At 66.8% G+C, this 11,414-nt stretch carries 12 protein-coding genes; 7 read left to right on the top strand and 5 right to left on the bottom strand.

Annotated elements, in window-relative coordinates; translation table 11 throughout:
- Positions 1–173 precede the first annotated feature (173 nt).
- The gene (locus ON27_RS15455) at positions 174–1,118 is read left to right on the top strand and encodes an SDR family oxidoreductase (RefSeq protein ID WP_043726697.1); all 945 of its coding nucleotides are present in this window, start codon (positions 174–176) and stop codon (positions 1,116–1,118) included.
- 149 nt (positions 1,119–1,267) lie between these two features.
- Here ON27_RS15455 and ON27_RS15450 read toward each other — a convergent pair whose 3' ends face one another.
- On the bottom strand, positions 1,268–1,498 hold the full coding sequence (locus tag ON27_RS15450) for a DUF6400 family protein (protein WP_043726694.1): 231 nt from the start codon (positions 1,496–1,498) through the stop codon (positions 1,268–1,270).
- Between the two features lie 228 nt (positions 1,499–1,726).
- Between ON27_RS15450 and ON27_RS15445 the strand changes: the two genes are divergently transcribed.
- Complete coding sequence (locus ON27_RS15445; protein WP_086007487.1) at positions 1,727–3,016, top strand: hypothetical protein; 1,290 nt, start codon at positions 1,727–1,729, stop codon at positions 3,014–3,016.
- 704 nt (positions 3,017–3,720) lie between these two features.
- Here the strand turns inward: ON27_RS15445 and ON27_RS15440 are convergent.
- The gene (locus ON27_RS15440; RefSeq protein ID WP_043726691.1) at positions 3,721–4,023 is read right to left on the bottom strand and encodes a hypothetical protein; all 303 of its coding nucleotides are present in this window, start codon (positions 4,021–4,023) and stop codon (positions 3,721–3,723) included.
- 643 nt (positions 4,024–4,666) lie between these two features.
- Between ON27_RS15440 and ON27_RS15430 the strand changes: the two genes are divergently transcribed.
- The 4 genes from ON27_RS15430 (at position 4,667) to ON27_RS15415 (ending at position 7,839) form a co-directional block, all read left to right on the top strand.
- Complete coding sequence (locus ON27_RS15430) at positions 4,667–4,822, top strand: hypothetical protein (RefSeq protein ID WP_157227202.1); 156 nt, start codon at positions 4,667–4,669, stop codon at positions 4,820–4,822.
- A gap of 4 nt (positions 4,823–4,826) precedes the next feature.
- The gene (locus ON27_RS15425) at positions 4,827–5,297 is read left to right on the top strand and encodes a DUF1360 domain-containing protein (RefSeq protein WP_043726683.1); all 471 of its coding nucleotides are present in this window, start codon (positions 4,827–4,829) and stop codon (positions 5,295–5,297) included.
- 57 nt (positions 5,298–5,354) lie between these two features.
- On the top strand, positions 5,355–5,600 hold the full coding sequence (locus ON27_RS15420; RefSeq protein ID WP_043726679.1) for a DUF4142 domain-containing protein: 246 nt from the start codon (positions 5,355–5,357) through the stop codon (positions 5,598–5,600).
- A 1,372-nt stretch (positions 5,601–6,972) separates the two neighbouring features.
- Complete coding sequence (locus ON27_RS15415) at positions 6,973–7,839, top strand: hypothetical protein (RefSeq protein WP_157227201.1); 867 nt, start codon at positions 6,973–6,975, stop codon at positions 7,837–7,839.
- Between the two features lie 10 nt (positions 7,840–7,849).
- On the opposite strand, the gene ON27_RS15410 is transcribed toward ON27_RS15415, so the two are convergent.
- The gene (locus tag ON27_RS15410) at positions 7,850–8,362 is read right to left on the bottom strand and encodes a type VII secretion system-associated protein (protein ID WP_051046634.1); all 513 of its coding nucleotides are present in this window, start codon (positions 8,360–8,362) and stop codon (positions 7,850–7,852) included.
- A gap of 289 nt (positions 8,363–8,651) precedes the next feature.
- Here ON27_RS15410 and ON27_RS15405 point away from each other — a divergent pair, with 289 nt between their 5' ends.
- Positions 8,652–9,755 carry a spore photoproduct lyase family protein gene (locus tag ON27_RS15405; RefSeq protein ID WP_051046633.1) on the top strand — a complete coding sequence of 368 codons (1,104 nt, stop codon included), beginning with the start codon at positions 8,652–8,654 and terminating at the stop codon, positions 9,753–9,755.
- A gap of 77 nt (positions 9,756–9,832) precedes the next feature.
- On the opposite strand, the gene ON27_RS15400 is transcribed toward ON27_RS15405, so the two are convergent.
- Both ON27_RS15400 and ON27_RS15395 read right to left on the bottom strand, forming a co-directional pair.
- Positions 9,833–10,822 carry a LacI family DNA-binding transcriptional regulator gene (locus ON27_RS15400; protein ID WP_043726700.1) on the bottom strand — a complete coding sequence of 330 codons (990 nt, stop codon included), beginning with the start codon at positions 10,820–10,822 and terminating at the stop codon, positions 9,833–9,835.
- A gap of 58 nt (positions 10,823–10,880) precedes the next feature.
- Positions 10,881–11,414: alpha-hydroxy acid oxidase (locus ON27_RS15395; protein WP_043726673.1), on the bottom strand; the 534-nt coding region annotated here is incomplete at its 5' end.

Here is an 11,414-nt window from a genome sequence, read left to right as displayed (position 1 = left end):
TTCTCGAATGCTGTTTTGTTTCTACCGCCCCTGGGCGGTGGTAGCCACGGATCACCGATCCCCCCTCCCGGCGGATGGGCGGCCCGGCGAGCCTGGGATCGGCAGGCCGTGGATAACCCCTCGCTTTCGGCCGACGATCGGTGCGGTCACCCGAGAACGCAAGGAGCGAACCAATGTCACGCGCACCGATCGATATCACCGTTCCCGATCTGTCCGGAAAACGAGCCGTGGTCACCGGGGCGAGCGACGGGATGGGACTCGGGATAGCCACTCGGCTGGCCGCGGCCGGCGCGGAGGTGATCATGCCCGTCCGCAACCCGCGCAAGGGCGAGGCGGCGATCACGAGGATCCGGCGGGCCGTTCCCCGGGCGCACGTCTCGCTGCGCAGTCTCGACCTGTCCTCGCTGCGCTCGGTCGCCGCATTCGGTGAGAGCCTGCGGGAGGAGGGCCGCCCGATCCATATCCTCGTCAACAACGCGGGCGTGATGAGTCCTCCGAACCGGCAGACCACGGTCGACGGCTTCGAGCTCCAGTTCGGCACCAACCACCTGGGCCATTTCGCACTCGTCGCCCGGCTGCTCCCGCTTCTGCGCGCGGGCCACGCCCGCGTCACCTCGCAGATCAGCATCGCGGCCCGTCGCGGCGCCGTCAACTGGGACGACCTGAACTGGGAACGCTCCTACCATGGGATGCGCGCCTACCGCCAGTCCAAGATCGCGGCCGGGTTGTTCGGGCTGGAGCTGAACCGCCGCAGCGAGGCTCACGGGTGGGGCATCACCAGCAATCTCTCCCACCCGGGGGTGGCCCCGACCAGCCTCTTGGCCGCACGCCCCGAAGTCGGCCGCAGCCAGGACACACCCCAGGTCCGTCTGATCCGCGCGCTCTCGGCTCGTCGCATCCTGCTGGGCACGGTCGAGACCGCCGCACTGCCCGCCCTCATGGCCGCGACCGACCCCGGCGCAGAACCCGGCGTCCTCTACGGCCCCAGCGGCCCCGGCGATCTCGGCGGTCCTCCCGCCGAACAACGGCTGTACCCGCCGCTGCGCAGCGTGGCGGAAGCTCAGCGCGTCTGGCAGATCTCCGAGCAGCTCACCGAAACGGCGTTCGTCACCGCCTGACTCCGGTCGCCCGGCCGCCACACGCTGACGTTCCTCGTCCTCGGCGATCCTTGTCGCGACGCCGGGCCGGACACCTACCCGGCCGTCACGCGTTTCGACCAGCTCGCCGCGCAGACGGAAATCGCCGCATCGCATGCTCGGCGGTGGGGTCAGTAGGCGGTATCTCGCGTCGCCCGATCCGGCAGAATCCCGGCCTGGAGGAGTTCCTCGTAGATTCGCTGCTGCTCAACGTCGAGATTCGAGTACAGCATGTCGTACGCCAACTGTTCCTCGGCGAGCACCGCGACCGGATCCCAGTCGTCCCCGAGCGCCGCGACGACGGCGCCGCGCCGTCGAACCTCGTCCAGCGTGAGGTCGTACGCGAAATTGTGGTCGGCCATCGGGGCATCTCCAGCCAGGTTCTTTCGGAAACGAAGTGACGACGATGCCCAATCACGCCTATCCGCACAATGAGCTGCATCACTTTCTCAGGCGGTATTTCGCCACATTCGACAGCGTCATCGAGTGGGCCGCTGACGAACTGCGGAACCCGTTCGCCTCTGGTGCGCCCATCGGGGAGAAGGCCGGTAACTCTTCGTCGGAGGAGCGTTCTGATAGATTCCGCCCGCATGGGGTACAAGATCGGTTTCGCGCGGGTCACTGCGGCCGACCGGAACCCGGACTCGCATCGGATCGCCTCGCGGACGGTGTACGTCGCCGTCGCGGCTGCGCTCACGCTGGTGCTCCTCGTTCCCCAGATTCGGCTGTACCGGGAGGAGCAGCCGCGCGCCGATGTCATCGCCCAATTGCATTTCCTTCGTTCCGAATTGAGATCAGGGCTCGGCGAGATAATGCAGGGCATGTTTCCCGAGGGATACTTCTTTTCGCATGTCTTGTACGGGTTGGCGTGGACTGATGTCGCGCACGGCGACACGACGTATCGGGACGAGGCGCTTCGGGAGGCACGCTGGGCACTGGAGCGTTTGGGTTCCCCCGCGGGGCGTGCGGTCTTCGATGCGCGACTGCGCCCGGCGTACGGCGTGTTCTATGTCGGATGGTCCAGCCGGTTGCGTGGTGCCGTGATCGAACTCGCCGGTGCCGGCGCACCGGAGACGGCACAATTCGTCGCGGATTGCGAGGCACTGGCGGTGGCGTTCGATACGGACGGGCCGTTTCTCGCGGCGTATCCGGGCCAGGCTTGGCCGGTCGACAATGTGGTGGCCGTGTCCGCGTTGCGGTTGCACGATCGCATCGTCGAATCGCGTTTCGAGCCGGTGATCGCGGAATGGCTCACCTCGGCTCGCGCGCGCCTGGACCCTGCCACCGGTCTACTGCCGCATCGAGCGACACCCGAGATGGAGGGTGCGCGCGGCTCGTCACAATCGATGATCCAGCGATTCCTGCCGGAGATCGACTCCGCGTGGGCCGCGCAGCAGTACAGCACATTCCGCAGGCTCTTCATCGATACGCCGCTGGGCCTGCCAGGAGTGCGGGAGTATCCGCACGGCCGCAGCGGCACGGGCGATATCGATTCCGGGCCACTCGTTCTCGGTGTCAGCGCCTCGGCCACGGTGGTCACCATCGGTGCCGCCCGGGTGCACGGCGATCGCTCCCTCGCCGGTCCGATCACCGGCCTCGGCGAAAGCTTGGGCATGCCGGTCACACTCGGCGATTCCAAACGCTACGCCTTCGGCGCCCTTCCTATCGGCGACGCTTTCCTGGCCTGGTCCTTCGCCGTACCGCTGGCATCCACCGCGACGTCGTTCCCGCCGGTGGTCTCCTGGTGGTGGCGGACAGCATGGCATGCGCTCGCCCTCACGGTCCTCACCCTGCTCTGGTTCCCGATAGTCCGCGAACTCGTTCGGCGCGTGCGCAAGGGGCGGTCCGGCATCCCGGCCATCCGCCAACTGCCGGGCTGATCCTCGCCGCCGAGCGGGCCGCGTCGGCGCTGGCGGCCAACCCCGTCCTCCGGCGCGGAGGCATTCGAACGATAATTTGTGCAGGCGCCGATTGGCTGGCCGACCGGGAAGCCGAGGCGGCTCGGTGCCGGCGCGCACCGAAATACTGATCGAGCCGACCACGCGGTCGTTCGGAGATCGCGAACCCTCACCGGTCCGAGTTGCCACGGCTACCCCGGTGCGAGCGGCAAGTGTGGCGGTTCGACTTCGGAGGGCGACGGGTGCCGGTCCGGGGAGCTGAAGTGCGAGGCGGTCGGCGCCGATGATGCGCGACCATGGCGATCAGAGCTGGTCTGCCGGGTCGTCTCGTATCGAGGAGGCGGCGATCGGCTTCGTCCTGCGTCGGGCAAACGGACCAGACGTCGAGGGGAATTCTGCACGACGCCCCTTCTGCGGCCGTCGGATGGCGGCTGGCAGCGGCGTCGTTCAGTCGATGGGATGTGGCAGCGCCGATATCGGAAGGAGTCGGATATCGAGGGCTGTATATCTCCCGGCAAACGAAATTTTCAGTGTTCACCCGCCGTGGCGACGGCGGCACGTCGAGTGAACACGTCGATTCTGGCAAATTTACTGCAATGGCTCGCTCGCTGATGTCAGGCGTAGCGGCGGGAAGGACTCCGGCCATGCGGGGTGACGCAGGCGAAGCGGTGATCTTCCGAGGCGGGTCAGGCGGCGGGCTGGGGCTGGTTCAGGTCCCTGACACCGGTGATCGCGTCGATGATGTTGACGATGGCGGAGGTGCCGCCGTCGAGGGCGGAGCTGCCGGAGTCGAGCATGGCGGAACCCGAGGACGAGCCGGCCGAGCCCGTGGACGAGCCGCCGTCGGCGGAGCCGGAGGCCAGGGCCGCGGAGCCGGTGGCGGCGGAACCGGTGGCGGCCGACTCGGCGGATGCCACCGCGACCGGACCGAAGAGCAGGGCGGCGGCGGAGACGGCGCCGGCGGCGGCGAGGGCCTTGCGAGAGAACATGTGCGGAGCTTCCTTTCACGTTTTGATAACGACGCCTCGGTGGCGCGCACCAGCAACGTTAGGAAAAAGAAATCTTCCGATCCACTTCTCCTCGTGTGGGAATAATCACCGTTAATTTCGGGCTAACTGCATATTGTGCCGAGGTAACACAATTTGATCTTCACCTCTGTGGTAATTCATGATCGAATTCGGACGAGTTCGGCCGGTACTGTCACGTATCGGCTTGCGGCGGAGTCGAGTTGCCGCGAAACCCTCGATTCCGCCGCGGCGTGGTCTCGGTCCGGTGACGCGGTGCAAGCCGCCGCCGGTACGACGGGCGAGGGAGGGTTGCCGAGCAAGACGGCGCGCCGCGCGACGCCGCGACAGATTCGAGACTCGATGTCTTTCCGCGGCGACTCCGGCACGGCAGGGCGGACAGCGAACTGCGGTGTCGGCGAAGGTGCCGTTTGGGTGTTCACCGCGGACGAACCCTACGGTCAGGTCGAGTACCTGCGGGTATGGCTCGAACAACACGATGTCGCCCACATGCTGGCGGATTGTTGCCGTCGTCGGCGTGAGGTGGGCGATCATCGACGGGTGGCGCGCGGAAATCAGAATGCGAGCCGGGCGGGGTGAGATCTGTTCCTCCGGGTATGGCCGCGACATGACGGAAGCCGACCGTGGGCACCGCGCCCTGAACCAGCCGCACCCCGGCGATCGCGAGGCAGAACTGTACGCCCCGATCGCGGAGGACGGTCCTGAGCTGCCTGCCGACCGGGATGTTCGAGAATCGGCCAGTGCGATCGAGCCACCGGACTGAGCTGATGATCGAGAGAAACCGCTCGATGCGGGGCTATTCGGCGACGATGGCGATGTACGCCGTCGCGGTCACCGCGGTCGCGCTGCTCGGCAGGCTTACCCACCGCGAACTGCCACGCGCCATGAGCGTGCGTGACCTGGTCGTGACGGCCATGGCGGCGCACAAGTTGTCCCGCACCGTGACCAAGGATGCGATCACCGCGCCGATACGCGCCCCGTTCACGCGCCCCGACGGCGATGGTGGCCCCGGCGAGGTAATGGAGCAACCCGAAGCCGCCGACGGCGTGAAGCGCAGCATCGGCGAGTTGCTCACCTGCCCCTTCTGCTTCGATGTGTGGGCGATCACCGGATTCACCATCGGCCAGGTATTCGCGCCGCGAACCACCCGGATGGTCGCCGACGCCCTGGCCGCGTTGACCGGTGCGGACTTCCTCCACCTCGCCTACGCCAACGCACAGCAGCTCGCCCAGCGGTAGACGCCGCGGCCATCGAAGGCAATCCCGGAAGACTTCGACCACAGGAGAGGAGCGGAGATGGCACTACGACGGCACCTCATGATCCAAACCCAGCAACTACTTGCCACCGGCATGAAGACCGGCCAGGACTTCGACCGGTCGTGGCTGCTGATGCAGAAAGACCTGCACGAGCAGGCATTGGCCGCAGGCGCTCAGCAGCTCGCCACCGGTTACTCCGAACAAGTCACTGCCCTGGCACGTGATGCCGAACCCATCATCAGCCACCATCTGGACCTGGTCAACGACGCCCTGATTCGCTGCTGACGCGGGAGTAGCGCACGGGGTCGTCCGGCGAGCCATCGCCCCGTATGGCTGCAGCAGCGCCTGGCGGTCGACGGGCAACCCTGGTGGACGCCGGTCACCGGGGCCGTGTACTCCACCCACTTCATCGTGCCGTGGCTGCTGGCAGCGATCTTCTACGTGCGTTCACGACCATTGTGGGTTGGGTACATTCGCCGCGTCATGCTGCTTGCTTCACTACATCGGTCTGGCGACCTACTCGGAAGGACCAGGACCCCAAGATTTCGGACATCGTCCCTCCGCCTGCTCGCTCGCCGGTGCGCCGATCAGGACTGTGAGTATGGCGATCCGCAAGCCCTTCGAAGTCGAGTGGCGGGAACGGGAGAGAAACATGACTCGGAGAAACCAGCTGCCACGAGCGACGGGCGGCATCTTCCTAGGAAGAAACCCGCTGCACCGAGCGGCGGGGGGGTTCTTTCTAGCCCTACTGGGTGTGGCGCTGGTGGGGTGGGGGGTGGATTCATGGCGCGATGCCTTGGAATCCATTACCGGCCCTGTGACCTGCAACGGCAGAGTGCTCCCCCCTGGAGAGGACTGCCGCATCCTGAGACAACAGAAATCCGGCCCGCCCAGAGAAGTCACTTACAGCTACAGTGCGCACGTCACCAACACGCGGGCTGCTGCGGCGCTGCGGTTATCGGCGCCGCTGATCGGATCACTGATCGTTGGGGTCGGCGCTTATCTTATGCTGAGGGCAGCGAAATCAGCGGATTTCCCGCCACCGCACTGATTTGCCATCACGATGCTCGGCGGGACATCAGTGCGTGACCGAGCCGCTACGAACACGCGGCGCCTGCGACCTCGATCCGCCGGCGCCGGCCGACGCACCTTTCACCTTGCTGAACCGGCGATGGCTTCGATAGCCGGTCCGAGAACGAGTTGCCATCGCCTGCCAGGGCGGGCCGGCCAAGGCTGCGTTATCTGAGCGGGGCGACATACCGACACGCCACTAGGAAGCGCTGCGTGCGGCGATCAGAGCGTGCTGTCCCAGCGCTCAGCCACCACCGGAAGTGAGTCGGACCTATTCCGACCGGGTTCGCCCTGCGGTATCGGGGGGTACCAGCGCCCGGCCCCGGCCGGAAGGTGGGCGGGCCGGTGCATCGAGTCCGCTCCTGCGTACAGCGGTCGACTCGGCCGCGGACGCTTTGCTCGCGATCCGGTTCGAAGAGAGCGCGAGACTAGGGATTTCCCTACTTGTTATCCGGGTGCGCGCTGTCGAAAAATGAGAAGACTTCATATCTGAAAAGACCGAGGTGGGATTCATCGGTATGTGCCTTCCGCTCCATCTGTATACGAGTCGAGTAAGGCGATATACAGCGGCCTGAAGGAATGTCTCATGAGGCTGGCCTCTGTGATGCGGGAGGCGGCATGGCGATTGGAAAGAAGCCTCGCCGAGGCGGGAGCAGAGATACGGGGCGAATTCAGAGAATTCAGCACTCGTATTCGGCAGACAGTCGATGTGCTCGAAAACGCCGACACGCGCGGTGGAAGAATATTCGACACGCTACCCCTGGTCGGTTCCACGTCGAACGGCGAGTTGGTGCGATTCCGGCCCCGCGATGTACTCAGCATTCCTCTGCGCGATGCACAAGGGCGCATCATCGGAGTGGCTTTCCCGAGTCAGCGGGGTGATATCCGTGCTGATCAAGCATGGGCGCGCGTCCCTCTCCGCGAAAGCGACGTGGCCTACCGCCGGGTGACATTGGACGCCCACGGCGCGCCCGAGTGGGCGCATCGCGCCATTCCGGCGCCCTGGTTCGATCGCGGCGACGTTTTCCGGAACCCCATATACGCTCATGCTCACGCCAGTTCCGATACGTTCGAGGTGAAGGTCCGTACCGGACTCTTTCGCTGGCGGACCGTCGGTGTGGACGGGGCGACCTACGGGTATCTGATGGCCGCGGATCGGAATTTCAAGCGTGCCGTCAGACAGAACCCGACCGGCCAGCTCGTCATGCTGTCGTGTAGCCCGGGTGCGGGCAGCGCCGGTCGGACAGCCGCCGACTTCATTCAAGCTGCGGGTATGGATTTCGACGTCCATGCGGCAAATCGCACAGTCGCGAGAGGTTATACCGAGAATATGCGATCGGGTCTCGGCGTCGAAGTCGAGACCAGGGCGGGCGTTCCCGATACCGGGGACTGGTCCACATATCCCGCGCAGCGCCGGGCGAGGCAGTCCGGCAGCGGTAGCGAAGCTACGTGAAGCAGCGCGTTCACCTGCGCAATCGATCGGTTCGCAAGCGAAAAGGCGCTGAACTCGCCGGGTTGAGCAAGATGTCCACACCCTCGGGTATCACGTCGGGTAGGCGGTCGCCCGCAATGGGCCACCAGCGCGGAGCCGGCACATTCCGTTTCTGCGATTCGGCCGTCGCGACGACGACACACAGCTCACCGTCCGGAGATTTTCCGATCGCGGGGCGATTTTCCTCGTCACAACCGAGAGCGACGACCGAGCCCCGGACCATCCGTACGAGATCATCCGCCACAGCGTCCGCCGACACGAGCAATCGCAGCGTCGCATCGATAGGGTCGGTCGGCGCGGCCTCATCGCGCGGCCGGTAACGGGGGTTGGGTTCGAACGGGCCGACGGCTCCCTCGTCCAGTACCGGCCAGCCACCGACGATCGCATCCGCGGGCAGTTCGACCGTTGTCGATACGTCGAAGGTGGGATCCAGCAGAACGAACCAATCGTCCAGGCGGACTGCGTCGGGGGGCGGTTCATTCATCGGTTCACTCCTCGCACCAGCGGTATCGCCTATTCGATCATGGCCCGTGCCGCCGATCCATCCAACGGGCGCCGCGCTCGCCTCGACGAACTGGTCGCCGTGGCCCCGACGAGGACGAGGCGGCCAGGCTGGTCGCCGGACCTCCCGCACGGTGTCGGCGCTTTCCGGCTTCGAGGGCGGTAGCGACGAGTAACGGATGACATGATCCACTCGATTCGGGCGGTGGCGCTGCCCACACCGGGTCGCCTGAGCGCGCCGAAGTGTCGGTGGGGCGGAGTAGGCAGAGGCTATGACTCGTTTCGCCGCAGCTCCGGACCCCTTTCACCCGACCTCGGGCCCCCGCCTGCTGGACGTCCGTCGTCTGTGGGCCGAACCGGAGGCGCTGGCGAGCCCGCGCGGGCAGCAGGTGCGCGCTCGCTTCCCCGACGCCGAGATAATCACCGTCGCCTCCCACTTGAAGATCGACGAGTTGCACGGCAATGCGGGCAACGTCGACCGGTGGATCCGGGTGAAGACCGAAGACCTGGTGCTCGGGGTCAAGAAGTCGCTGACGGCCCGGGCGAACGGTCGATCGTCGGACTGGATCGCGCCCTCGACGTCGAACGGCTGCGCGATGGCGTGCGCCTATTGTTACGTCCCCCGCCGCAAGGGCTACGCCAACCCGATCACGGTGTTCACCAACATCGACAAGATCGTCGGTTACCTCGAACGGCACGTGCGCAGGCAGGGGCCCAAGACCGTACCCAATCAGTGCGACCCGCACGCGTGGGTCTACGACCTGGGGGAGAACAGCGACTGCTCGGTCGACGCTCTGGTCAGCGACAATGTCGCGGACCTGATCACCGCGTTCGGGGCGTGGCCCACCGCGAAGGCCTCGTTCGCCACCAAGTTCGTCAACCGTGATCTGCTCGACCTCGACCCGCGCGGACGTACCCGGATCCGGTTCTCACTGATGCCCGAGGCCGACTCCCGGCTGCTCGACCTGCGCACCACGCCGATCCAGCAGCGCATCGCCGCCATCGACGACTTCGTGGCAGCGGGCTACGAGGTGCATGTCAATTTCTCTCCCGTCGTCGTCCGAGCCGGGTGGGAGGACGACTGGTCGGAGCTGCTGCAGCAGCTTTCGGACGGCACGGGCTCGGCCTTCAAGGCCCAGGCCGCCGCGGAGATCATCATGCTCACCCACAACGAGCAACTGCACGAGCTCAACCTCGGCTGGCACCCGAAATCCGAGGACCTGTTGTGGCAGCCGTCGATCCAGCAGGCCAAGCGCTCGCAATCGGGCATGTGGAACGTGCGCTACCGCAACGACGTCAAGCGCGCGGGTGTCACGACTCTGACCGATCTCATCGCTCAGCAGATGCCCTGGTTGACGGTGCGCTACGCGTTCTGAGCAGTGGAGGTGGAGGTCGTCCGGGCCGCACCCGCGTCGACCTACCCGTGCCATCGCCTCGGGCTCTGTCCGGCCGATCAACCGTTGGTGGATGCGCGCTCGATAAGGCTCGGGCGGAAGCGGATGTGTTCCGGTTTCCCGCCCGCGCGGTCCGCCGCCGCGACCAGCAAGTCGATGGCGGAGGAGCCGATCTCCGCACGGGGCTGGCGGATCGAGGTGAGGGGGACGATGGCGGACCGGGCGAAATCGATGTCGTCGTAACCGACCAGCGCCACGTCCGCGGGCACAGCGACGCCGTGCAGGGCGAACGCCTGCAGGACGCCGATGGCGAGCAGATCGTTGAGACAGAAGACGGCGTCGGGACGCTCGCCGGTGGGCAGGTCTATGAGGTGCCGGCCGGCGTCACGGCCGGCCAGGACGGTGGGAGCCGGGGTATCGATCACCGTGAGGGTGACGCCGGGGTGCTCCGCGGCGGCGCGGCGCGCACCGGCGCGACGGTCGGCCACCTGCGAGAGCGAGGACGGGCCGCCGACGACGGCGATGTGGCGGCGACCGGTAGCGCACAGGTGCCGCACGGCCAGGTCGCCGCCGGCCACATCGTCGACGGCCACCGAGGAGAACGGGGTGCCGTGCCCGTCGCGGTCGACCAGCACCACCGGAACGCCACGACTGTGCAGCGCGGTCAGCCGGTCCTCGCCCTGTCCCGACGGGGACACCATCAGCCCGAAAACCCGCTGCTCCTCGAACGTTTCGAGGTAGAGGCGCTCGCGGCGGGGATCGTCGTCGCTGGAGCCGAGCAGTACGACGAGATCGTGCTCGGCGGCGCGCTGCTGGGCGGCGCGGGCGACATCGGAGAAGAACGGGTTGCCGATGTCGAGCACCACGAGGCCGACGCAGCGGGAGCGGCCCGCCTTGAGCTGGCGGGCCGCGTCGTTGCGGACGAAGCCGAGGCGGTCGATGGCGGCGAGCACGCGTTCGACCGTGGCGGGGGCGACCTTCTCGGGTGCGTTGAGCACGTTGGAGACGGTGCCGACCGACACCGAGGCCGCGACGGCGACCTCTCGCATGCTCACCACCGTGACCCGCACCTCCTCCGCAACCGCGCGGGCGCCTCGCCCGGAACGCTCACTCCTGATCTTGGCCAGGCACCGGGCGCGGGGCAAGTCTGGTCAGCTGGGTGACGTGCCGCGGCGTGAGTTCTTCCAGGCAGGTGACCCCGAGCAGCCGCATGGTGCGTTCCACCTGCCCGGTCAGGATCTCCACCGCCCGGTGCACTCCGGCCTCGCCGCCGGCCATGAGGCCGTAGAGGTAGGCGCGGCCGATGAGGGTGAACCGGGCGCCGAGCGCGATCGCTGCCACGATGTCGGCGCCGGACATGATGCCGGTGTCCAGCACGATCTCGGTGTCCCGGCCCAGTTCGGACGCCACCTCGGGTAGCAGGTGGAAGGGCACCGGCGCCCGGTCCAGTTGCCGCCCACCGTGATTGGAGAGCACGATACCGTCCGCTCCGACGTCCACCACGGCGCGGGCGTCTGCCAGGGTCTGGATGCCCTTGACCACGACCTTGCCCGGCCACTGGTCCCTGATCCAGGCCAGGTCCGTGAAGTCCACCGTGGGATCGAACATGGAGTCGAGCAGTTCGGCGACGGTACCGGACCA

Origin of the sequence: Nocardia asiatica NBRC 100129 (genome assembly GCF_000308415.1) — a bacterium.
In the GTDB taxonomy this organism is placed as follows: domain Bacteria; phylum Actinomycetota; class Actinomycetes; order Mycobacteriales; family Mycobacteriaceae; genus Nocardia; species Nocardia asiatica.
This window is presented reverse-complemented; position numbering and strand designations above follow the sequence as displayed.